Genomic DNA, 22,306 nt, shown 5'->3' with positions numbered 1-22,306 from the left:
GGCCTCCGTCAGGACGCCAGCAGGGCGTCCAGCTTTCCGGCACGTTCCAGTGCCATCATGTCGTCGCAGCCGCCGATATGCATGTCGTCGACGAAAATCTGCGGGAAGGTATTGGCGCCATTGGCGCGCTGGACCATTTCCGCGCGCCTGGCCTGGTCGAAACCGGCATCTATCTCGTTGAACGCTACGCCCTTCTTCTTCAAGAGCGAAACGGCCCGCACGCAAAAACCGCACATCGGGCGAGTATAGATAGTCACGTCAGCCATGAAAAACTCCTTTGGCTCACTAGATAGTGGCGTCGCGCGTGCGGACAACACGGCACAATGTCACAATCCGGACTTCGCGCGCCCCGGCGCGGCGCAGCACGCCCGCGCAGGCCGCGACCGTGGCGCCGGTCGTATAAACATCATCCACCAGAACGACGCTACGTCCCGCAGCAGCCTCGCGATCGGTCACATGGAAAGCGCCGGCCATGTTGCGGCGGCGGGCCCGGACCGCCTTGCCCGCCTGGCTGGGCGTCGGCTTGCGCCGCAAAAGCGTGTCCGTGTCCAGCGGCAGGCCGGCGAGATTCGCAAGCGCCGCACCGAGCAGGGCCGACTGGTTGTAGCGCCGCGCCAGCAGACGGCGCCAGTGAAGCGGCACGGGCATGATCAGGTCGGCACCGTCGAGGCAGTCGCGCCCCGCCATGGCCATCCACCGGGCGAATTGCGCGATCATGTCCCGGCGCCCGCCATGCTTGAAGCCGAGAACGAGCGGACGCGAAGCGTCGTCGTAGAGCAGCGGCGACCGGGCCATATCGAAGCGCGGCGGATCGGCGATGCACGGACCGCAGAGCGCACCCGATTGCGAGCCGGTTCCCCCCGGATAGGGAAAGGGCAGGCCGCATTGCCGGCACACCGGATCATCCAGGAAAGTCAGTCCCTGCCAGCTCTCCGGCGCCAGCCGCCCGCTGATGTCGACGGGCTCGCCGGAGACCGGGCAGACCGGGGGCCAGACGGCGTCCGCGAGCCATCGGGCCGCCCGCCCGAAAACCGGACTCCGGCCGGCGAGTTCAGCAAGAGACCTTTTTTTCCGCTCCCGCGCGGGGCATATCCGCGTCATGGCCGACGACACTCCTCCGCTCCTCTTCGACCGGCGCCTGCTGCGCGCGCGCCGCAATCGCGCTGCAGGCAAGATTGCCGAATACAACTTTTTAGCGCAACGCGCTTTCGAGGACATCTGCGATCGCGTGGAGAGCGTGACGCGGGATTTCGAGCGCACGGCCATTATCGGCGGCGGGCCCGGCCTAGCCGCGCAGATCGCCGGACGCCCGGCCAACTCCAAGGCGGGACACATCATCCAGACCGATCTCGCAGCTTCGGTCGCCGCCAGCCTCGACGTGCCCGCCGCCGTGATCGACGAGGAAGCCCTGCCCTTCGCCAGCGAAAGCCTGGATCTGGTACTGGCGCCCTGGGGCCTGCACTGGACCAACGACCTGCCGGGCGTGCTCGTTCAGATCAATCACGCCCTCAAGCCCGACGGCTTCTTCGCCTGCGCCCTGCCCGGCGGAGCGAGCCTGACGGAGTTGCGCCAGAGCCTGCTGGCGGCGGAAAGCGAGTTGAGCGGCGGTGCCAGCGCGCGGGTATCCCCCTTTGCCGGCACGTTCGACATGGCGGCCCTGCTGCAGCGCGCGGGCTTCGCCATGCCGGTGGCCGATATCGACCGGGTCACGGTGCGCTACGACACGATGTTCGACCTGATGCGGGATCTGCGGGGTATGGGCGAGACCTCGGTACTTGCGGAGCGCCCGCGAACGCCAGCGACGCGCCGGCTCCTGGTCCGTGCGGCGGAGATCTATGCGGAGCGCTTTTCCGATGAGGATGGCCGCGTCAGGGCCAGTTTCGAGATCGTGCATGCCGCCGGCTGGGCGCCGCATCCGGATCAGCCCAAGCCGAAACGCCCCGGGTCGGCCACGCATCGTCTGGCCGACGCCCTGGGCGTCAAGGAACAGTCTCTCGGAGAAAAAGCGGGCCGGTAAAGCCCGCTGCGAGCGTGGCTAGAAAGCCGACCCGGCATTGTTGAAGGCCCCGATCAGGGCCGGTCCGACCGCGGTCAGCCCGACAATGATCGCCAGAGCGATCAGGGCCGTGATCAACCCGTATTCGATCGCGGTCGCGCCGCGCGTGTCATTCCAGAACTTGATCAGCGTCTTCATAACCGGTCTCTCAGTTCCGCCGCGAGGGGGCGATCGGCGGCCGGCATCGGATAATCCGTCAGCCGTTCCTTTCGCACCCAGGCGATCTCCTGGCCTTCTGTCGGATGGGGAAAGCCGTCCCATGTCCGGCACAGGAAGAAGGGCATGACGATGTGGAAGTCGTCATACGCGTGAGAGACGAAAGCGAAGGGATGGAGACACCGCTCGCACGGCTCGACCGTCAATTCCTCGCGCAGCTCACGCACCACTGCCTGTTCCGGCGTCTCCCCCGGCTCGATCTTCCCGCCGGGGAATTCCCAGAGCCCGGCCATTGCCTTTCCCTCGGGACGCTTGGCGATGAGAATGCGGCCATCCACATCCAGCAAGGCACAGGCGGCGACGTAAAGCACCGGCTTGGGGCTACCAACAGACATGATGGCCGAACTCCCTTAAAGACAGATGGAGAAACGCGGTTAAGCGCCACTAACCCGGATCGGCGACATTGTCTGCGTCCGGCTGCTGTGCGGAACCGTCCTCCACAGCCTCTTCGGACGCTCCGGCCGCTGAGGGATCGACCGTCAGCGGCAGGTCGGGGCGTTCGATTTCCGCCTCGCTACGCAATTCGTCCACCAGGGCTTCGAGCTGATCGAAGGTATAGAAGCGGATGATGTTGGGTCGCAGCACCTCGAGCGAGGGCGGCGGCTGGCGGCGACGGTCGACGACCATGAGAAGATGCCAGCCGAACTCGGTACGGAAGGGCTCGGATATCTCGCCTTCCGCCGTGTTGAAGGCCACCGCGCCGAAGGCGGGCAGAATGCCGTCCCGCGTGAAATAACCCAGATCCCCGCCCTCGAGCCGCGTCGCGCGGTCTTCGCTCATCGCCACGGCGAGCTCGGCGAAATCCCGTCCCTCGTCGAGCAATTGCTTGATCGAGTCGGCCTGGGCCTCGGTCTCCACGAGGATATGGCGCGCCCGGACTTCCTCGCCCAGCGGGATAAGACGTATCTGCTCTTCATAGATGCGCTGGATGCGTTCGTCCGTCACCGCATCGGCGAGCGCGGTCTCCACCAGGACATTGCCGAGAATACGCTCCTCGGCGAGCGCGAGGCGCCGGCGCGCTTCCTCCGAGCGATGCAGGCCCCGGCGGCGGGCTTCCAGCGCAAGCAGGCGCTGGTCGATCAATTCTTCCAGCACGCGGTCGAATGTCTCGCTTCCGGGCTCGGGCGGTGTCACTTCCTCGCCGTCGGCCTGGGCAAGCGCCTCCCGTTCCACGTCAGACCGGCGGATGACCGTGCCGTCGACACGCGCAACCACCGGGTCGAGTTCGTCCGGCGAAATGGCCGGTTCGGCCGGCGCGAAATCCTCGGCCGTACGGCGCGGCTCGGGGCCGCAAGCGGTCAGCGCCGCCACAAGAAGCAGTCCGACTGAAAAACGCAAAAAGCCCACGCCTGTCTTCCTTTGCGGCCATTTGTCGTCGGCGCGCTGCCGCGCCGCTTGATTGACACGTACCAGCCCCATCCTTAAGTCACCATGACGTTTCAAAGCAATGTCGGCGTCCTCGGCGGTCGGGACGATCCTCGAACGCCGGCAGTCGGCTTGTCATAGTTCGCCAATACGCCGTAGTTCGCAAAGCCAGAGCACATGCTGTCCATAGCCCGCAAGATCTTCGGAACCGAGAATGACCGTAAAATCCGCCGCCTGCGGCCCACGGTCGAAAAGATCAACGCGCTGGAGCCGGAGTTCGAAGCACTCTCCGACGACGCCCTGAAAGCCAAGACGGCGGAATTCAGGGAGCGGATCGAGAAGGGCGAGAAGCTCGACAATCTCCTGCCGGAAGCCTTCGCCGCCGTACGCGAAGCGGCCAAGCGCGCGCTCGGCCTGCGCCCCTACGACGTACAGATGCTCGGCGGGATCGTGCTGCATGAAGGCTCGATCGCCGAAATGAAGACCGGCGAAGGCAAGACGCTTGTCGCCACCCTGCCCGTCTATCTCAACGCGCTTCCCGGCAAGGGCGTGCACGTCGTCACCGTGAACGACTATCTCGCTACGCGCGACGCCGAATGGATGGGCAAGGTCTATGCCCAGCTCGGCATGACCACGGGCGTGATCTCTCACGGCAAGTCCGACGAGGAACGCCGCGAGGCCTATGCCTGCGACATCACCTACGCGACCAATAACGAGCTCGGCTTCGACTATCTTCGCGACAACATGAAGTATTCGACCGAGGAGATGGTGCAGCGCGGCCACGCCTTCGCCATCGTCGACGAGGTCGACTCCATCCTGATCGACGAAGCCCGCACGCCGCTGATCATTTCCGGCCGGACCGAAGACCGGACCGAGTTCTACAAGACGATCGACGCCCTCATCCCGCTGCTGGACGAGGACTGCTACGAAATCGACGAAAAGTCGCGCTCCATTCTCCTCACCGAAGAGGGTAATGAGGAAATCGAGCGTCTCCTGAAGGAACGCGACCTTCTGAAGGAAGGCGATCTCTACGACGTCGAGAACGTGGCCGTCGTCCACCACGTCAACCAGGCGCTCAAGGCGCACAAGGTCTTCGTCAAGGACAAGGACTACATACTCAAGGACGGTGCCGTCGTCCTGATCGACGAATTTACCGGCCGCATGACGCCGGGCCGACGCCTCTCCGACGGCCTGCATCAGGCGATCGAGGCCAAGGAAGGCGTGGACATCCAGCCGGAAAACCAGACGCTGGCCTCCGTCACCTTCCAGAATTATTTCCGCCTCTACGGCAAGCTGGCCGGCATGACCGGTACGGCGCTGACCGAGGCCGACGAATTCCATTCGATCTACAAGCTCGGCGTGGTCGAAGTCCCGACCAACAAGCCGATCGCCCGGATCGACGAGGAAGACGAAGTCTACCGGACCCTTGCCGAGAAATACGCCGCCATCATCGACGAGATCGTCGATTGCCAGAAGCGCGGCCAACCGGTCCTCGTCGGCACGGCCTCGATCGAGAAGTCCGAGATTCTCGACCGGCTGATGACCGACAAGAAGATGTTCCGCGAAATGCTGGGACATCTCTATCCGAAGGACGATGCCACGAAGGCCGAGTTCGAGAAGAAAGCCCGCCCGGTCGACCATACGCTCAAGGAAATGCTCGCCATGCTGCCGCTGGACCACAAGGTCCTCAATGCGCGCTATCACGAGCAGGAAGCCTTCATCGTCGCCCAGGCCGGCGTGCCGGGCGCCGTGACGATCGCCACCAACATGGCCGGTCGCGGTACAGACATCCAGCTCGGCGGCAATGTCGAGATGCGTCTGGAAGAGTGGAAGAAGGCACAGGAAGAAGCCGGCAAGACGCCGACCGAAACCGAAATTGCCAGGGAACTCGAGGCCATCAAGGCCGACGTCGCCGAGAAGAAGCAAAAGGCGCTCGACGCCGGCGGCCTCTACGTGCTGGCCACCGAACGCCATGAAAGCCGCCGGATCGACAACCAGCTGCGCGGCCGGACGGGCCGCCAGGGCGATCCGGGCCGCTCGAAATTCTTCATCTCCGTCCAGGACGACCTGCTGCGCATTTTCGCGCCGGAGCGTCTGGACGGCATCATGCGCACGCTCGGCATGAAAGAGGGCGAGGCCATCCAGCATCCCTGGATGTCCAAGGCCCTGGAAACCTCCCAGCGCAAGGTCGAGCAGCGCAATTTCGATATCCGCAAGAACGTCCTCAAATACGACGACGTCATGAACGACCAGCGCAAGGCCGTGTTCGAGCAGCGCATCGAATTCATGACCGCCGACGATGTCGCCGATGTCATAAAGGATATGCGCCATACGTCTGCGGAAGATCTCGTGGAAGAGCATATTCCGCCGAAAGCCTATGCCGACCAGTGGGACAGCGAAGGTCTGGAGACCGAGCTCAAACTGCAATTCGGCCTCGATCTGCCGGTCCGCGAGTGGGCTGCGGAAGAGGGGATCGCCAACGAGGAAATTCTCGAACGCGTGCTGGAAGCTGCCGATCGTGCTTATGCGGAAAAAGCCGCCAATGCCGGCCCCGAGCTGATGCGCCGCATCGAGAAGTCGATCCTGCTCCAGGCCATCGACATCAACTGGCGCGAGCACCTGCAGAACCTGGAAGCCATGCGCTCCATGATCGGCCTGCGCTCCTACGCCCAGCGCAACCCGCTCAACGAGTACAAGACCGAGGCCTTCACCCTGTTCGAGCGCATGATGGACAATCTGCGCGGCGAAGTGACCAAACAGCTCATGCTGCTGCGCTTCGAGCGGGCGCCGGCACCGCCCAAGGCGCCGGAAGACGTCAAGGCGACGCATATCGATCCGCGCACGGGCCGCAACGAGATGGACGAGCCGGGCTCCGGTCCGGTCGCGCCGCGCGTCGCGCCGACCCAGCGCCGGGTCTCGACACCGGTCGATCCGTCGAAGCCGGAGACCTGGGGCCGTGTCGCCCGCAATGCGCCCTGCCCCTGCGGGTCCGGCAAGAAATACAAGCAGTGCCACGGCGCGATCGGCGCCCAGAACGCCTGATGAGCATGGTGCGTCTTCGCCCTGCCCGCCCGGGCGAGGAGGAGACGCTCTCCCGGCTCTGCCTGAAATCCAAGGCCTATTGGGGTTATGACGCCGCCTTCATGGCGGCCGTCTCCCCCTATCTGAAAGTCACTCCGGAAGCCGTCGCCGCAGGTCATACGACCGTGGCCGAAGACGCGGACGGTACGCTGCTCGGCGTCTGCCAGATCGACCCGGACGGACATAGCGGAACGCTGGACCTGCTCTTCATTTCACCGGAGGCGATCGGAAAAGGCGTGGGGCGCGACCTCTACGAACATGCCAAGGCCCAGCTGCGCGCCCTCGGCCACACGGTCATGACCATCCTGTCCGATCCCTATGCGGAACCGGCCTACATCCATATGGGCGCACGCCGCGTCAGCATGCGTCCATCGGACGTCTTCAAGGGGCGGGAACTGCCCTGGCTGGAAGCGGTGCTCTAGCTAGGCGCCAGGCAGCGTCCTGCCGATCGCCAGGAAGCGCTCGCGGCGCTGCTTGCGCAGATCCGCTGCGGACATGCCATCCATCTGGTTGAGATGGGATTCGATGGCATTGCCGACAGCCCGCATCGTTTCCTGGGCATGCCGGTGGGCGCCGCCGATCGGCTCGTCGATCACCTGATCCACGATTTTCATCTCGAGCAGGTCCGGCGCGGTGATCTTCATGGCACCGGCCGCATCCTTGGACCGGGCACTGTCTTTCCAGAGAATGGAGGCGCAGCCTTCCGGCGAAATCACCGAATAGATCGAGTGTTCCAGCATCATCACGACATTGGCCGAGGCCAGTGCCACGGCACCGCCGGAGCCGCCCTCGCCCGTGATCGTCGAGATCAGCGGCGTACCCAGCGTCAGGCAGCGCTCGGTCGAGCGGGCAATGGCTTCGGACTGGCCGCGCTCCTCGGCGCCGAGGCCGGGATAGGCACCCGCCGTATCGACGAAGGTCAGGACCGGCAGGTCGAACTTCTCGGCCAGATCCATCAGCCGGATCGCCTTGCGATAGCCTTCCGGGCGGGCCATCCCGAAATTGTGCTTCAGACGGCTTTCCGTGTCGTGACCCTTCTCATGGCCGATCACGACCACGGAGCGGCCGCGAAAACGGCCCAGCCCGCCAACGATCGCGGCGTCTTCGGAGAAGCGGCGATCGCCGCACATCTCTTCGAAATCCTCGATCAGCGCCTTGCGGTAATCACGGAAATGCGGCCGTTCCGGATGACGGGCGACCTGGGTCTTCCGCCAGGGGTCGAGCTTGGAATAGAGCGAAGCGAGCTGTTCGGACGCCTTCTGACGCAGGCGCGCCGTCTCCTCGGCGGTATCCGGCGCATCATCGCCGGTCCGGCCGGAGAGCGTCTCCAGCTCTTCGATCTTGGCTTCCAGTTCGGCCAGGGGCCGCTCGAAATCGAGATAGGTACGTGTGGGGTCGGACATGCCTTGCCAACGCCTTTGAACGCAAAAAGAGCGGGCAAACTAACGAGCCCTGCGCACGGGAACAAGCCTCAACAGCCGTCCTTACGCACACGTCAACCGCGCCTCAGACGTCATCCTTTCGTGCCAATGGATGTGCGGTTTCGACCAGCGTTTTCAAACGCTCATCAAGAACGTGCGTATAAATCTGGGTGGTGGACACATCGGCATGACCGAGCAGCGTCTGCACCGAACGCAGATCGGCGCCGTGGGCAAGGAGATGCGTCGCGAAGGCGTGCCGCAAGACGTGCGGCGAAACCTTGCCCGGGTCCATCCCCGCTGCGACGGCGAGATCGGAGAGTATCTGCGCGAAACGCTCACGGGTAAGATGACCCGACTTTGCCGTGCGGGACGGAAAGAGAAAACGCTGTGCCTTGCCGGCACGCACCTTGTCGGCGGGCAGGTGCGCCTCTCGGACAGCCTTGTAGGCCGCGACCGCGTCCAAGGCATTCTCGGTCAGCGGAACCAGCCGCTCGCGCCCGCCCTTGCCGGTCACATGAATGCAGCGCTCCGCTCGCACGAAGGCGTTGAGCGGCAGGGTCACCAGTTCGCTGACGCGAAGCCCGCCCGCATAGAGGACTTCCAGCAGTGCGCGTGTACGGATGCCGGCCGGACCGGGCAATCGAGCGGCGGCGTCGAACAGCGCGTCCACATCAGCTTCGGACAGGACTTTCGGGAGAGGCCGTCCCTTGCGCGGCGCCTTGAGCGGCGTCGCGGGATCGTCGGCGCGGCGGCCGTCCGACAGCAGGAAGCGATAGAAGCGTTTCATCGCGGATAACCTGCGTGCAGCTGTCGATGCAGCGAGGCCGTCGCGCGCGAACCCGGAAAGTACAGCTTCCAGATCCGGCGTCGCGGCCCTGGCAAGCGATGATCCCCGGGCTGCGAGCCGGGCCGCGACATCATCCAGATCGCGCCGATAGGCATCGAGCGTATTGCGTGCGGCACCCCGCTCGGCCGCCATCATGTCGAGGAAGAGCGCGATCTCCCGGCTGTCGCTCACATCGCCCTCTCGACCACACGCTCGGTCAGGATAGCGAGCGCATGGCGGCGCAGGCCGACCGCGTCGAGCGCGTCGATTGCACGAGCGAACAGATCCGGCGACGAGGCGAAACGCTCGTCATTGAGGATCGCCACCGCCAGAAGCGCCGCTTCACCGCGAGCGCCGGCACGAGCGGCCAGATCCATCGCCGAAGCCAGAGGTGTGGCGGCCATGTCTTCCTGTGCCAGCAGGGCTGTGCGGAGCGAGGTGGGTGCGGGCACGCCCAGCCGGTCCAGTGCCAGGCGGTCCGCCAGCACATCGGCACCCTGGCTTTCGTCCCAGGCAGCGATGACGGCATCGAAACCGCCGCCTCTCATGCGGTCCGAAGCGATGGCGAGCGCGAGATCCAGCGCCACCATGCGGCGCGGACTCGGCGGCTCCCAAGCCGGCGCGGACGGTTCGACCGGGTCGGGCACGACCGGCGTGGCCAGCCCCTCCGGCGTTTCCACGACGGCGACGGGTTGCGGTTCCGGCTTGGGCGGACCGTCGATGAGCGCATTGCGCCAGCGCTCGGCCAGGGACAGATTGCCGGTAACCAGAGCGGCCATGGCCAGCTCGTATCCATGATCCAGCGTCGCAGCGCTGACCGGCACGCTGCCGATTTCGCGGCCATATTCGCGGGCCGTCTCGATAAAGGCACCGGCCTCGGCGGCATCGGCGAGCATCAGCCCCAGCGCCACACCGGCGATATCGCGATCCATGGACTGGGCCGACAGGGCACGCAGGAATTCGCCGCGCGTCTCGCCCTCCGCCGCACGGGCCTCCTCCAGCATCGCGGCGGGTTCGGTCACAGCGGCCGCCGGGACCTGCTGCCCATCGGCAATATGGCGTTTCAGCCAGGCCGGCCCCTGCCCGTCGAACGCGCCGTCTGCCGCCAGGTCCGGCGCGACGGTCCGCACCATGCCCCAGTCGAGCCCGCTGTCCGCCGTGACGTCACCGGTGGCGGGTACCTGCCCGAGCGTGATGGCGTAAAGGAGAGCATCGTAATCGGCATCGGCGCCCTGGCCCCGGGCCAGCTCGGCGGTCAGTTCCGCAGCGGCATCCTGCCCTTCCAGAGCCAGGCAGAAGGCACGTGCGCGGAGCCAGAAGGCTTCATCGCGCCCCACCATCATCGCATTGGCGGTCTGGCAAGCCCGCTCGTCCTCGCCGATCGCAAAGCCGAGTTCAGCATGCAGGGCACCGAGCGCGTTCATGTTGTAGAGGCGCGGGGTCCGGTCGAGCAGGTCGAAGGCGTCATAAGGGCCGGCTGCGGCAAGCAGGCGTTCCGCCCGCAGCGTAGCGAGCGCGTCGTCGCCACGGCCGCCGGCAGGCGGCTGACCGCCCGACATCAGGACCTGGCGTGCCAGATCGGCGAGCGCCGGGCTGTCATAGGATCCGCTGTCCGGGTCGGGCAGCGCGCGCAGCGCGGCCGCAGCGGTATCGCGTCCGGAACGCTGCCAGATGACATTGCCCAGGGCGGCTCCGCCCAGATTGACCTCCAGCGGGTCGAGCGCGTCGAGCTGCTCGACCTCGATCGGGTCTTGCGCCAGGGCCGCACCAGACGTGTCCGGTCCGGCCAGTGCCGCGACGAGAACCGCGGTCAGCCCGCTAGCGCGGGAAATCGTCTTCCAGCTGGACACTCACACTCTCCCGGGTCGGTTCCAGGCCATTGGCGATGAGAACCAGGGCCCCGAACCCGACTGCGACCAGCGCACCGAGCGCCACCACTCCGAACAGGAAACCCCGCATAAACACCGCTCCATGGCCATTTCGCGCACGCGACTGGACTGCGTGCCATATCCGCGACGAGCCTAACGGCGATTGCGGCGATTTCCAGACCGTTTATACCGCTAGACATGAGCCATGCAGTGAAACCGGATCGCTCCATCGTGCTGATAGGCCTGATGGGGGTGGGCAAATCGACGATCGGGCGGCGCCTCGCGCGCGCCCTCGACATGCCGTTCCGGGATTCCGACGAAGAGATCGAGGCCGCGGCCGGGCGCAGCGTCAGCGAGATATTTTCCGATTTCGGCGAGCCGGCTTTCCGCGATGGCGAGCGCAAGGTTATTGCGCGCCTGCTTGAAGAACCGCCCCTCGTCCTGGCGCTCGGCGGCGGAGCCTTCATGGATCCGCAGACACGCGAACGCGTCAAGGCGACGGCGATCTCGATCTGGCTGCAGGCGGACATTCCGACACTGGTCCGGCGCGTATCCCGCCGCAATACGCGCCCCCTGCTGCGCGAGAACGACCCGGTCGAGGTTCTGCAACGCTTGCTCGATGCCCGCACACCCGCCTATTCAGAGGCAGACATCCATCTTGACGCGTCCACCGGCTCCCACCAGGCGACGCTGGACCGGATACTTGAAGCTCTGAGCGCCCGGGAGGCGAAGGCGTGAGTGACTTGCTGACCGTTCCCGTCGGTCTCGGCGACCGAAGCTACGAGGTCGTCGTCGGACGGGACGCCCTGACGGCCAATGCCGAACGGCTCGCCGCCCTGTTCCCGCGCGGCCGGGCCATTCTTGTGAGTGACCGGACCGTAGCGGGCCTGCATCTCGAGACCGTCTCCAACACGCTCGAGCGCGCCGGCCTCCGTGTCGATCCCGTCATCCTGGAACCCGGCGAGCGCACCAAGAGCTGGTCGGGTCTGGAAACGTTGGTCGAAGCCTTCCTCGACCGCCATATCGAACGCAGCGAGCCGGTGATCGCACTCGGCGGCGGCGTGATCGGCGATCTCACCGGGTTCGCAGCCTCCATCACCAAGCGCGGCATAGACTTCGTGCAGATACCGACCACCCTGCTGGCCCAGGTCGACAGCTCGGTCGGCGGCAAGACCGGCATCAATACGGTGCACGGCAAGAATTTCGCCGGCACCTTCCATCAACCGCGCCTCGTGATCGCGGACACCGCCCTGCTCGATACGCTCCCGCCGCGAGAACAGCGGGCCGGTTATGCGGAAATCGTGAAGGCGGCCCTGATCGGCGATCCGCACATGTTCGATCGTCTCGAATCCGCCGGGCCCGCCGCACTGGAGGGCGAAACGCTGAATGCCGCGATCGCGGCTGCCGTGGCTTTCAAGGCCCGCATCGTGGCTGAAGACGAGCGCGAGGCCGGTTCGCGCGCCCTGCTCAATCTTGGCCACACCTTCGCGCATGCCCTTGAGGCCGATGCTCCCAAGGATGCGATACGGCACGGCGAAGCCGTCGCCGCCGGCCTGGCACTGGCCTTCGCCTTCTCGGTGCGCTGCGGCGTCTGCCCGGACACCGATGCGGACCGGGTCAAAGCCCATCTGCGTGCCGTCGGTCTGCCCGATGGCCCGAAAGCACTGGCCCATTCCGACTGGGATGCGACCTCGCTCGTTCACCGCATGCGCGACGACAAGAAGAACCGCGACGGACACATTACCCTGATCCTCGCGCGCGGCATCGGAAAAGCCTATATCGATAGTGCGGCCGATGAGGCCGAATTGATTGATTTCATGGAGACCCAGCTCAAATGAGCCTCGACTGGACCCTGCTCGGACCGGCCCTCACCATTGCCGGCCTGCTCTGCCTGTCCGCATTCTTCTCCGGATCGGAAACCTCGCTGACCGCGACCTCTCGGGCTCGCATGCTCCAATTGGAACGCGACAAGAATCCGGGCGCGGCGCGGGTGAACCGGTTGATCGGCGACGGGGAGAGCCTGCTCGGCGCCATCCTGCTCGGCAACAACCTCGTCAATATCGCCGCCTCGATGATCGCCGGTCAGCTCTTCGAACAGATACTGGGCGGAAACAGCGTGATCTGGGCGACCCTGGTCATGACCGTGCTCGTGCTCGTCTTCGCCGAGGTGATGCCGAAAACCTATGCGCTGTCCAACCCGGACCGGTTCGCCCTCGCTGTCTCGCGCCCGATCCTCATCGTGGTCCGCGTGTTCGCACCTGTGGTCGGGGCCGTGCAGATGGTCGTCCGCGGCACGCTCAAACTCTTCGGTGCCAATGTCGAAGGCCCGGTCCTGTCGGCGCATGACGAGCTGCGCGGCGCGATCGCCCTGCACCATGAGGAAGGCAGCGTGGTCAAGGACGACCGCGACATGCTGGGCGGCGTGCTCGACCTTCGCGAGCTGACGGTCGACGACATCATGGTGCACCGCAAATCCATCGTCATGCTCGATGCCGACAAACCCGCCGTCGAGATCGTGACCGAAGCCCTGCACAGCCCGCACACCCGACTGCCGCTCTACCAGGGCGACAATGAGAACATTATCGGCGTGCTGCATGTGCGCGACATGGCCAGGGCCCTGCACGAGGCGGACGGCGATGCCTCCATGGTCGACATCATGGCGCTGCGGCGCGATCCCTGGTTCGTTCCGGAGACGACGGAAGTCCTCGATCAGCTCAACGCCTTCCGCGAAAAGCGCGAACACTTCGCCCTCGTCGTCGATGAGTACGGTGCCCTGATGGGCCTGGTCACGCTCGAGGATATTCTCGAAGAGATCGTGGGCGCCATCGAGGACGAGCACGATATCGCCGTCGAGGGCATCCAGCAGGAGGGCGACGGCGTCTGGCTGGTCGAAGGAACGCTGCCGATCCGCGATCTCAACCGTGCGCTCGACTGGGAGCTACCGGACGAGGAAGCGGTCACGATCGCGGGCCTCGTCATCCACGAAGCCCAGACCATTCCGGAGCGCGGACAGGTCTTCCAGTTCCATGGTGCCCGCTTCGAAGTCGTCGAGCGCCGCCGCAACCAGATCACCCGGCTGCGCGTCGCGGCGAGTCCCGATGATCAGGCGCCGCTGGCGGATTGACCTATTCGCCGGGCGCCTTCGCCTTGATCACCAGTGCATGGACCGGCCCTGCCAGCTCGGTCTCCAGCGCCTCATTGACCAGGCGGTGACGCCCGAGCCGGTTTACGCCTTCGAAGGCCCGGGCGGTGATGTCGACCGTGAAATGGCTCTCCCCTTCCGGCCGCGCACCGGCATGACCGGCATGGAGATGACTGTCATCGGTGACGACAAGCCGCTCCGGCGACAGTTTTTCCTGCAGCCGCGCCTCGATCCGGTCCCGTATAACACCCATATTCTCGTCCTTTTCCGCATCGGCTTCATTGCCGCTTTACAACTCGATCCCCATAATTGGTCATCATGTCGGAAGCCTTCCAGTACAAGCCGCGGTTCAAGGACATCCGCATCAAGCCGCCCAAGGACGAGCCGGCTCCGGAAGAGCGTGTCTGCGAATGGCCTGGCTGCCGAAAGCACGGCGACAGCCGCGCGCCGAAATCGAGCGATCAGCTGAACGACTTCTACTGGTTCTGCCAGAGTCACGCGGCCGAATACAACAAGTCTTGGAATTTCTTCGAAGGCATGAGCGAAAACGCCGCCCAGGCCTATCGCGAGAGCGCTGCCTACGGACACCGGCCGACCTGGAGCTGGCGCAACACCCATTCGGCCAGCGCCAAGGCCTCCCGCGCGAGTCGCGATTTCGGGGACGGTTTTTCCGACCCGTTCGGCCTTTTCGGGGACAGGACGGATCCGCACAAGGAAGCCCCGCGCGAAAAATCGATGGGCCGACTGCAATCGAAAGCGCTCGAAACCATGGGTCTGGACGCCGACGTGAAACCGTCCAAGGTCCGCAAGCGCTACGCCGAACTGGTCAAGCAGTTCCACCCCGATGCCAATGGCGGCGACCGGTCGAGCGAAGAGCATCTGGGGCGCGTCATCGCGGCCTACCAGATCCTCAAGAATGCCGGCATGGCCTGACGACGTATACGGTTTGTCAACTCGCACCTCCTAGCCAGCAAGATCGACACATCCCGGGGGATGCATGGCACAGACCCGTGCGCAGCGCCTGAAATTTCTGGACTACAGACTCTGGGCCTTCCCGTTCGGGCTCGTGCTCCTGTTTTTCGGAACAGTCTATCTGTGCGCCTGGTCCGGACTCTATCTGCTGATCGAAACCGGCCATTGGCACAAACCTGTTCTGGGTGTCGACGTCGTCTCCGCCTTCGAACGCGCGAGTAGCTTCTTCATCGTCCGGCTTCTGATGGCCGGCGTGCTCGCGCCGCTCGGCCTGATATTATGCGCCTTTCGAAAACCGGCCGGGCTGGTCGCCTTCAGCCTGGCCACGCTTGCTCACATCTCGCTGTGGGTGCAGCTCGCGACCGGCCTCTACTACCAGGGCCAGTTCGGCGCGGTTTTCGTCTTCATCGAAATCCTCGGCCTCGTGATGATCGGCGCCATCCTTCTGGTAACCGAGGATACGCCCAGGCTGAAACGCACTTCCCGCATCCCCTCGAGGCCGGGCCAAGGCAGATAGGCGCTCAATCGGGCCCATGATAAACTGTCCGCTTTCGCAACCGCGACAGCTCCGGAGACAGGCCGCACATGACCGATCTCTCTCGCCGCCTCTCCGAGGAAACCAGCAAGATCCGGATAGCGGCGACGGCGCTCATGCTCAGCGTCGGCCTTTATGCGCTGGCCTGGGGCGTGATGATCAGCGCGACGCTGTACGGCGCATGGACATCGCCCGTTCTCGGCGTCGACCTTCCCGGAGCCGTAAGCGCGCTCTCGCTCCGACAACTGATCCAGGTCTACGCCACCATTCTGGCCGTAGCGGCAGGCGCTGCCACAAGTCTCGTCTGGCCGCGGGCCGGCTGGATCATCTTTGCCGCAGGCGCCGCCCTTCACATCACCGTGTGGGTGGAACGTGTAGGGTCGCCCTATTACGAAGGCGGACCCGGCTTCATCTTCCTCGGACTGGGCCTGCTCGCGCTTGGTCTTCAATACCGCTATGCCTTCCGGGCTGACGAAGGCGGAGACTAGGCTGGTCGGCCCGGTGATCGCCCCTGCTTCCCGCAAAGACAAGCAAGATTCTCCATGCCCCCTTTGCCGCCCCATTTCGACACCCCGCCCTGGCTGTTTCGGACAGCGCTCGTCCTGATGGCACTACTGTGCGTCTATGCAGCTGGGTGGTGCGTAATCATCACGGCCAGCCTGACAGGCACATGGACGCAGCCGCTCTTCGGGATCGATTTCCCCTCGGCCCTGGCGTCCACGGACCCGGTCTTCATCGTCCGGCTCTATCTGGGCATGGCGCTCGTCCTGACGGGCAGTCTGAGCTCGGCCTTCAAACGCAAGGTCGGCCCGCCTTTGCTCGGCCTCGCCGTGCTGGTTCATATCGGCATCTGGCTCGACCTGACGCGATCGCCCTATTATACCGGCGATCTCGAGACGGTCGTCATGATCGTCGAGCTGCTCGTTATCGGCCTGCTCATTCCGGTGATCTACCGGCACCACTGACGGGCTGCGTCATCCTGGCCTGCGGCCATTGACTTGAAGCGGCAACGGGCGTGCGATACCTCCCAGACATGTCCGAAACGCATCCGCGGCCAATGACGGATGCACCAGCCCGATAAAGACCGGTTCGATGAGCGATAATTTTCCCCTTTCCGCCCCCGACGCCAAAGCCGACACGCAGGCCCTGTTCGGCTTCGATGCCGGATTCGACGTGCCGATGTTCTCGGTCGCCGACGAGCATACGCCCAAGATCGACCCGGACTACGTCTTCGACCCGGCCACGACGCGCTCCATCCTTGCGGGCTTTTCCTATAATCGTCGCGTGATGATCCAGGGCTATCACGGCACCGGCAAGTCGACCCATATCGAGCAGGTCGCCGCGCGCCTCAACTGGCCGATGGTCCGCGTGAACCTCGACAGCCATGTCAGCCGGATCGACATGGTCGGCAAGGACGCCATCGTGCTGAAGGACGGCAAGCAGATCACCGAGTTCCAGGAAGGTATCCTGCCCTGGGCCCTGCAGCGTCCCGTCGCCCTCCTGTTCGACGAATACGATGCGGGCCGGCCGGACGTGATGTTCGTGATCCAGCGCGTTCTGGAAGCCTCGGGCTCGCTCACCCTGCTCGACCAGACCAAGGTGATCCGTCCGCACCCCTATTTCCGCCTTTTCGCGACGACCAACACGATCGGCCTCGGCGACACGACGGGCCTCTATCACGGTACGCAGCAGATCAACCAGGGCCAGATGGACCGCTGGTCCATCGTCTCCACGCTGAACTATCTTCCGCGCGAAACCGAAAATGCCATCGTGCTGGCCAAGATGAAGAGGCTGGCTGCGGACGACGAGGGCAAGAAGACGGTCGAGGACATGGTCAAGGTCGCCGACCTGACCCGCGAAGCCTTCATCAATGGTGACATCTCGACCGTGATGAGCCCGCGGACCGTGCTGACCTGGGCCGAGAATTACGAGATTTTCGGCGATCTCGGCCATGCCTTCCGCCTGACCTTCCTGAACAAGTGCGACGAGCTGGAACGCCCGGTGATTGCCGAGATGTATCAACGCGTTTTTGCGAAGGACCTGCCGGAAGCGCCGGTGAAACAGGCCGTCAGCGCGGCCTGAACGCTGCCATGCCCTTCCCCGCGGCGCCCTCTGCCCTAGACTGGGCGCCGCGATGAAGGTCTTTCATTCAGATACCTACCATCTGCCGCTGCCGGATACGCATCGTTTTCCGGGCAGCAAGTACGCCATGCTGCGCGAGCGGCTGATCGCGGACGAAATCCTCGCGCCCGGTCAGCTGCACGTATCGCCCCTGGCCGAAACGGAAGACCTCGAGCGGGCCCATTGTCCGGACTACATCGCCGCCTTCGAGCGCGGCGAACTCGACCCTGCCGCCATCCGCCGTATCGGCTTTCCCTGGTCAAAGGGCCTGGTCCGGCGCGTCCGCGCCACGGTCGGCGGGGCGATCGCGTCGTCCGAAGCGGCGCTGGAGGACGGGATCGCCGGCCAGCTCGCCGGCGGAACGCATCACGCCCATCGCGATTTCGGCGCTGGCTATTGTGTCTACAATGATTTCGCGGTGACGGCGCTGCGTCTGATAGAGACCGGACGTGCGAGACGGGTGGCGATCATCGATCTCGATGTCCACCAGGGCGACGGCAATAGCGCCATCCTCGCCGGCAATACCGGGACCTTCGTCTTTTCCATGCACGGCGAGAAGAATTTCCCCTTTCGAAAGACGGTCAGCGATCTCGACATTCCCCTGCCCGACCGGCTCGACGATGAAGGGTATCTGGCCACGCTCGAACAGCATCTGCCGGAGGTCTTCGCCTTCGCGCCGGACATCGTGCTCTATCAGGCCGGCGTCGACGCGCTGGAAGAGGACACGCTCGGCCGCCTGGCGCTGACGCATGACGGCCTCATGCAGCGCGACATGCTCGTGCTCTCGGCCTGCAAGGCACGCGGGATTCCGGTTTCGATGGGTATCGGCGGCGGATATGCCGAGCCGATCGGAGCGAGTGTGGAGGCCTATGCCAACACCTATCGCGTCGCCAAGCGGCTCTACGGTTTCTAGCGCGCCGTCAGGGCAGGCTACTGGAAGAATTGCAGGATGATGCGAGGCGCACGATTGGCGATCGAGAGCGCCTTGATCCCGAGTTCCTCGCGCACCATCGCCGATTCGAGACGCGCCTTTTCGCGTCCGAGATCAGCATCGACCAGATTGCCGATGCCCTGCTCGGTGATATCGGCCTGCTTCACCACGAGCCCGCGATGCACGTTGAGCGCCTTGAGGCCGACACCGAAACGGGTCGCCGCAGCATTGACAGCGTCGATGGAGGCGTCCAGCGCATCGACCATGGTCTTGGTCGGCCGCGTGGTCAGGGCCGAGCTGTCGTCCTGCGGCAGGCCGCCGGGAAAGGCGCTGTCGAACAAGCCTCCGCCATCGGAGAGGTCCTCCGCCGCGATCGTCATGATCTGGTCGGGCTTGGCGGCAACGAGCACGCTGTAGTCGGAGGCGCCGGCTTCAAGCAGATTGGCGCCGTTGAAACTGGCATTCTCGACCAGGCGCTGGGCCTGATTGCCCAGCATGACGTATTCCTCCATCAGGGCACGCCAGCTGGCGTCGTCGAGCGTCTCGTCGGTGGCGGCGACGAGCTTCTCCTTCATTTCGATCATGAGATCGGAAATGCCTTCGGTGGCAACCAGCGCCGTCTCTACGACGCCAATGCCCAGATCGATGGAATTCACCGTGGTGCCGAGCGCGCGATGAGACGCGCGCAGACCCTGGGCCATCGCCCAGGTCCGGCCGTCATCGCTTGCATCGCCGACTTTCAGTCCGGTCGCGATCCGTTCGTAGATCGGAGCGCTTTCTCGCTGCAGGCTGTCGATATGCCGCAACGCGGACGTCACGCCGGCCATGGAATTGACCGAAAAGCCCATCCCGCCGTCACTCGCCACCAAGATTGAAGCCCGTCTTCGCGCGGACTCGTGCCGGATGAGCTTCCGGCATTTCGGTTAGCGAGTCGTTTACGACGGCACTCTAGGCGCCGCCCTGCTTGGTCGTTGAGGGTCCGGACGTACCGCCCTCGAAACCGAGGCTCTCCAGGGCGAGCGAAATGCGACGGACGAGTTCCGGCGGCGGGCCGCTCATGCCCTCTTCCTCGGCGACGGCAACCTCGTTGGCGTCGTAGAGCCAGCGGCGCAGGATCGAAATCTTTTCCGAGCGATCCAGATCGCCGGCCTTCAGGACGGCTTCGGGGTTCTCGAACCGGTCGGCCGGATCGAGCAGGATCGTGTCGAGGTCTGCCTGTTTCATGGGGTATCCTCCAGGCTTCTGTACCAGGCAGGGCAACACATCCCGGGCTTGGGAGCAAGGTGACGCCTTGACGCGCCAGAACCGACATCCGGTCTCGCATTCGGCGTTGAATGGATTAGGTTGAAGCTCATGAGTCAGCCGCCCAATTCCGATCCCGACGCCTTCAAGCGTGCCCTCGCCATCACCACGCGGGCCATCGCTCACGACAAGGACGTCGATATCCGCTTCGGCGGCGAAGTCGCCGGCCTGTCCGGCGGCCGCATCGTGCTGCCCAATCCCGGCGCCGAGCCGTCCAGGGCGGCGGCCGCAACGGTGCGCGGGCGGGCCGATGCGCTGGCCCTGCGGCTCGCCTATCACGACGAGGCCGCGCACCAGAAGGCTCTGCCGCCCGGCGCGACGGCACGCGCCATCTTCAATGCGGCGGAGCAGGCCCGGGTCGAGGGGATCGGCGCCCGTGACATGCGGGGCATGGCCGACAATCTCGATGCTGCCCTGGTCCAGCGCTGCAAGCAGAAGGGCTGGCAGCGCGTCGAGGACCGCCAGGGGGCTCCGATGGAAGAGGCCCTGGCCATGCTGGTACGCGAGCGTATCACCGGTCGGCCCGTGCCGCCCGAAGCGGCCGGGCTGATGGAAATGTGGCGGAACCAGATGGAAGGCCTCGCCGGTCTCTCCCTCGACGCCCTGGCGGAAAACGCCGACGACCAGGACGCTTTCGCGGACTTGCTGCGGACCGTGATCCAGGATCTCGACCTGGCCGACGAGCTCGGCGGCGACCCGGAAGAGTCCGACAATCCCGAAGACGAGGATGAAGGCGTCGACCGCGAACAGCGCACGGGCGAGGACGACCAGTCCGATGCCCAGGACGGCGACGAGCCGGAAACGCCCGACGCCGCCGGTACGGCCGGCGACGAGGAAGAGATCAATGCCGACACGGACGATGCGGATACCCGCGTCGACGCGATGGACGACGAAGGCGCCGCCCAGACCGCCATGCGTCCGAACTGGCAGCCTTCCGGCGAAGGCGACGCCAAGGCCTACAAGATCTTCACCCGCGAATTCGACGAGGTCATCCAGGCGCCGGATCTGTGCGACACAGAAGAGCTGGAGCGCCTGCGCCGCTATCTCGACAATACGCTGAAAGGCCTCGACCAGGTCGTCGGGCGCCTTGCCAACCGGCTGCAGCGCCGCCTCATGGCGCAGCAGGAACGCTCCTGGCAGTTCGACCTCGAAGAGGGCGTGCTGGAAAGTTCCCGCCTGGCCCGGGTCATTGCCGATCCGACCCTGCCGCTTTCCTACAAGCAGGAAAGCGATACCGAATTCCGCGACACCATCGTCACCCTGCTGATCGACAATTCCGGCTCCATGCGCGGCCGGCCGATCATGGTGGCCGCGGCCTGCGCCGACATCCTCGCCCGCACGCTGGAGCGGTGCGGCGTGAAGACCGAAGTGCTCGGCTTCACCACCAAGGCCTGGAAGGGCGGACGCTCGAAGGAGCAATGGCTGGCCGAGGGCAAACAGCCTCATCCGGGCCGGCTCAACGATCTGCGTCACATCATCTACAAGGCCGCCGACACGCCCTGGCGCCGCGCCCGGGTCAATCTCGGCCTGATGATGCGCGAGGGCCTCTTGAAGGAAAACATCGACGGCGAAGCCCTGCTCTGGGCCTGGAAGCGCCTGTCGGCCCGCCCGGAACAGCGCCGCATCATGATGGTGATCTCCGACGGTGCCCCGGTCGATGACGGCACCCAGTCGGCCAATTCCGCCGGCTATCTGGAACGCCATCTGCGCGAGGTGATCGCGCAGATCGAGAACCGCTCCGAAGTCGAGCTCTTGGCCATCGGCATCGGTCACGACGTCACCCGCTGGTACCGCCGCGCCGTGACCATCAACGACGTCGAACAACTCGGCGGCGCCATGACCGACCAGCTCGCGGCCCTGTTTGACGAGGACGGTGGAGGCGGCAGCGGTTTCTCCAGCGGCCCGGCGTCTGCAACCGGCGAGCTCAAGCGCGCGGTCTGGTCCGGAGTCGGCGGCCGGGTCTAGCGCCTTTCGTCTTCCCCCGGGAAATCTGTTCGATCTCACGGCAGTCCGCTTGGCGGACGCCTCCGATGGGGCGGCCCATAAGGGCCGGCGCGCAGTCGCGCTTTCCAGTGCCTCTTTCGTCTTCCCCCGCCGGGGGAAGTGGGCCGGCGCGAAGCGGCGGGTCGATGGGGGTAATCGGCGCTTCATCCTGTACCATCCCCCTCCGTCCCTTCGGGACACCTCCCCCGGCGGGGGAGGACGAAACACGACTGGCGCCACGGCGCTTCCGCCTGGCGGTATGAGGGGTGCAGGGCGTCCGGCGATGCCGGAACTGGTGAGTTTTGCTGTGTGGCATCGGGAACGACCCTGCACACGGAGATTTACCGGAGCCCTCACGGGCTCCCTCTCGAAACCGGTCTGGACAGACAGTCAGCGCTTTTGCTGCCTCTCCGAACCGATGGCCACCACCGGGCCCTGCTTTGGTCAGTCAGCAGAGACGGGCAGGCTCCGTACTCCCCACACCCCC

General features: G+C 65.1%; 25 protein-coding genes. 13 read left to right on the top strand and 12 right to left on the bottom strand.

What is annotated here, in order from left to right; translation table 11 throughout:
• Window positions 1-8: 8 nt before the first annotated feature.
• Window positions 9-266 carry a glutaredoxin 3 gene (gene grxC, locus AC13HB_RS10720; RefSeq protein WP_482949747.1) on the bottom strand — a complete coding sequence of 86 codons (258 nt, stop codon included), beginning with the start codon at window positions 264-266 and terminating at the stop codon, window positions 9-11.
• Window positions 267-285: 19 nt separating this feature from the next.
• Complete coding sequence (locus AC13HB_RS10715; RefSeq protein WP_482949746.1) at window positions 286-1,101, bottom strand: ComF family protein; 816 nt, start codon at window positions 1,099-1,101, stop codon at window positions 286-288.
• On the opposite strand from AC13HB_RS10715, the gene AC13HB_RS10710 reads away from it, so the two are divergent.
• The gene (locus AC13HB_RS10710) at window positions 1,100-2,017 is read left to right on the top strand and encodes a methyltransferase domain-containing protein (RefSeq protein ID WP_482949745.1); all 918 of its coding nucleotides are present in this window, start codon (window positions 1,100-1,102) and stop codon (window positions 2,015-2,017) included. The two genes, AC13HB_RS10715 and AC13HB_RS10710, sit on opposite strands and share 2 nt — an antisense overlap.
• A gap of 18 nt (window positions 2,018-2,035) precedes the next feature.
• On the opposite strand, the gene AC13HB_RS10705 is transcribed toward AC13HB_RS10710, so the two are convergent.
• From AC13HB_RS10705 to AC13HB_RS10695, 3 genes are read right to left on the bottom strand one after another with little or no spacing between them, the layout of a single operon-like run.
• Complete coding sequence (locus tag AC13HB_RS10705) at window positions 2,036-2,194, bottom strand: Flp family type IVb pilin (RefSeq protein ID WP_482949744.1); 159 nt, start codon at window positions 2,192-2,194, stop codon at window positions 2,036-2,038.
• Window positions 2,191-2,607 (bottom strand): 8-oxo-dGTP diphosphatase MutT, encoded by a 417-nt coding sequence (mutT, locus tag AC13HB_RS10700; RefSeq protein ID WP_482949743.1) that lies wholly within the window; start codon window positions 2,605-2,607, stop codon window positions 2,191-2,193. Before mutT ends, AC13HB_RS10705 begins: the two co-directional genes overlap by 4 nt.
• 49 nt (window positions 2,608-2,656) lie before the next feature.
• Entirely contained in the window at window positions 2,657-3,610 is a 954-nt protein-coding gene (locus tag AC13HB_RS10695) for a peptidylprolyl isomerase (RefSeq protein WP_482949742.1), read from the bottom strand.
• Between the two features lie 204 nt (window positions 3,611-3,814).
• Between AC13HB_RS10695 and secA the strand changes: the two genes are divergently transcribed.
• On the top strand, window positions 3,815-6,679 hold the full coding sequence (gene secA / locus AC13HB_RS10690) for a preprotein translocase subunit SecA (RefSeq protein ID WP_482949741.1): 2,865 nt from the start codon (window positions 3,815-3,817) through the stop codon (window positions 6,677-6,679).
• Window positions 6,679-7,140: a GNAT family N-acetyltransferase gene (locus tag AC13HB_RS10685; protein WP_482949740.1), complete on the top strand. Its 462-nt coding sequence runs from the start codon at window positions 6,679-6,681 to the stop codon at window positions 7,138-7,140. The genes secA and AC13HB_RS10685 overlap by 1 nt, the downstream gene beginning before the upstream one ends.
• Here AC13HB_RS10685 and AC13HB_RS10680 read toward each other — a convergent pair whose 3' ends face one another.
• The 4 genes from AC13HB_RS10680 to AC13HB_RS10665 form a co-directional block, all read right to left on the bottom strand.
• The gene (locus AC13HB_RS10680; protein WP_482949739.1) at window positions 7,141-8,121 is read right to left on the bottom strand and encodes an acetyl-CoA carboxylase carboxyltransferase subunit alpha; all 981 of its coding nucleotides are present in this window, start codon (window positions 8,119-8,121) and stop codon (window positions 7,141-7,143) included.
• Window positions 8,122-8,224: 103 nt separating this feature from the next.
• Window positions 8,225-9,157, bottom strand: coding sequence for a site-specific tyrosine recombinase XerD (locus AC13HB_RS10675; RefSeq protein ID WP_482949738.1), 933 nt, complete (start codon window positions 9,155-9,157; stop codon window positions 8,225-8,227).
• The gene (locus AC13HB_RS10670) at window positions 9,154-10,815 is read right to left on the bottom strand and encodes a hypothetical protein (RefSeq protein ID WP_482949737.1); all 1,662 of its coding nucleotides are present in this window, start codon (window positions 10,813-10,815) and stop codon (window positions 9,154-9,156) included. The genes AC13HB_RS10675 and AC13HB_RS10670 overlap by 4 nt, the downstream gene beginning before the upstream one ends.
• Complete coding sequence (locus AC13HB_RS10665; RefSeq protein WP_482949736.1) at window positions 10,784-10,924, bottom strand: hypothetical protein; 141 nt, start codon at window positions 10,922-10,924, stop codon at window positions 10,784-10,786. The genes AC13HB_RS10670 and AC13HB_RS10665 overlap by 32 nt, the downstream gene beginning before the upstream one ends.
• 119 nt (window positions 10,925-11,043) lie before the next feature.
• On the opposite strand from AC13HB_RS10665, the gene AC13HB_RS10660 reads away from it, so the two are divergent.
• Genes AC13HB_RS10660 through AC13HB_RS10650 form a run of 3 tightly spaced genes read left to right on the top strand, consistent with a single transcriptional unit; the run spans window position 11,044 to window position 13,957 of the window.
• The gene (locus tag AC13HB_RS10660) at window positions 11,044-11,571 is read left to right on the top strand and encodes a shikimate kinase (RefSeq protein ID WP_482949735.1); all 528 of its coding nucleotides are present in this window, start codon (window positions 11,044-11,046) and stop codon (window positions 11,569-11,571) included.
• Entirely contained in the window at window positions 11,568-12,671 is a 1,104-nt protein-coding gene (gene aroB / locus AC13HB_RS10655; protein WP_482949734.1) for a 3-dehydroquinate synthase, read from the top strand. Before AC13HB_RS10660 ends, aroB begins: the two co-directional genes overlap by 4 nt.
• Window positions 12,668-13,957, top strand: coding sequence for an HlyC/CorC family transporter (locus tag AC13HB_RS10650; protein ID WP_482949733.1), 1,290 nt, complete (start codon window positions 12,668-12,670; stop codon window positions 13,955-13,957). Before aroB ends, AC13HB_RS10650 begins: the two co-directional genes overlap by 4 nt.
• A 1-nt stretch (window position 13,958) precedes the next feature.
• On the opposite strand, the gene AC13HB_RS10645 is transcribed toward AC13HB_RS10650, so the two are convergent.
• On the bottom strand, window positions 13,959-14,228 hold the full coding sequence (locus AC13HB_RS10645; RefSeq protein ID WP_482949732.1) for a BolA family protein: 270 nt from the start codon (window positions 14,226-14,228) through the stop codon (window positions 13,959-13,961).
• A gap of 65 nt (window positions 14,229-14,293) precedes the next feature.
• On the opposite strand from AC13HB_RS10645, the gene AC13HB_RS10640 reads away from it, so the two are divergent.
• The 6 genes from AC13HB_RS10640 to AC13HB_RS10615 all read left to right on the top strand — a co-directional run bounded on the left by AC13HB_RS10640 (window position 14,294) and on the right by AC13HB_RS10615 (window position 18,516).
• Complete coding sequence (locus tag AC13HB_RS10640) at window positions 14,294-14,908, top strand: J domain-containing protein (protein ID WP_482949731.1); 615 nt, start codon at window positions 14,294-14,296, stop codon at window positions 14,906-14,908.
• Between the two features lie 64 nt (window positions 14,909-14,972).
• Window positions 14,973-15,464 carry a hypothetical protein gene (locus AC13HB_RS10635; protein ID WP_482949730.1) on the top strand — a complete coding sequence of 164 codons (492 nt, stop codon included), beginning with the start codon at window positions 14,973-14,975 and terminating at the stop codon, window positions 15,462-15,464.
• Between the two features lie 68 nt (window positions 15,465-15,532).
• Window positions 15,533-15,970 carry a hypothetical protein gene (locus tag AC13HB_RS10630; RefSeq protein WP_482949729.1) on the top strand — a complete coding sequence of 146 codons (438 nt, stop codon included), beginning with the start codon at window positions 15,533-15,535 and terminating at the stop codon, window positions 15,968-15,970.
• A gap of 117 nt (window positions 15,971-16,087) precedes the next feature.
• The gene (locus AC13HB_RS10625; protein ID WP_482949728.1) at window positions 16,088-16,447 is read left to right on the top strand and encodes a hypothetical protein; all 360 of its coding nucleotides are present in this window, start codon (window positions 16,088-16,090) and stop codon (window positions 16,445-16,447) included.
• A 127-nt stretch (window positions 16,448-16,574) separates the two neighbouring features.
• A complete protein-coding gene (gene cobS / locus AC13HB_RS10620) occupies window positions 16,575-17,564 on the top strand; it encodes a cobaltochelatase subunit CobS (protein WP_482949727.1) in 990 nt (329 codons plus the stop codon).
• Window positions 17,565-17,616: 52 nt separating this feature from the next.
• Window positions 17,617-18,516: a histone deacetylase family protein gene (locus tag AC13HB_RS10615; RefSeq protein ID WP_482949726.1), complete on the top strand. Its 900-nt coding sequence runs from the start codon at window positions 17,617-17,619 to the stop codon at window positions 18,514-18,516.
• 17 nt (window positions 18,517-18,533) lie between these two features.
• On the opposite strand, the gene AC13HB_RS10610 is transcribed toward AC13HB_RS10615, so the two are convergent.
• Both AC13HB_RS10610 and AC13HB_RS10605 read right to left on the bottom strand, forming a co-directional pair.
• On the bottom strand, window positions 18,534-19,400 hold the full coding sequence (locus AC13HB_RS10610) for a flagellin (protein ID WP_482949876.1): 867 nt from the start codon (window positions 19,398-19,400) through the stop codon (window positions 18,534-18,536).
• 82 nt (window positions 19,401-19,482) lie between these two features.
• Window positions 19,483-19,758 carry a hypothetical protein gene (locus AC13HB_RS10605; protein ID WP_482949725.1) on the bottom strand — a complete coding sequence of 92 codons (276 nt, stop codon included), beginning with the start codon at window positions 19,756-19,758 and terminating at the stop codon, window positions 19,483-19,485.
• Between the two features lie 129 nt (window positions 19,759-19,887).
• Here AC13HB_RS10605 and cobT point away from each other — a divergent pair, with 129 nt between their 5' ends.
• Entirely contained in the window at window positions 19,888-21,801 is a 1,914-nt protein-coding gene (gene cobT / locus AC13HB_RS10600; protein ID WP_482949724.1) for a cobaltochelatase subunit CobT, read from the top strand.
• Window positions 21,802-22,306 lie beyond the last annotated feature (505 nt).

The sequence above is a fragment of the Maricaulis sp. B-26 genome (assembly GCF_056857855.1).
Note: the sequence above shows the minus strand (reverse complement) of the source record. Positions and strands in the feature narration are given on the sequence as shown.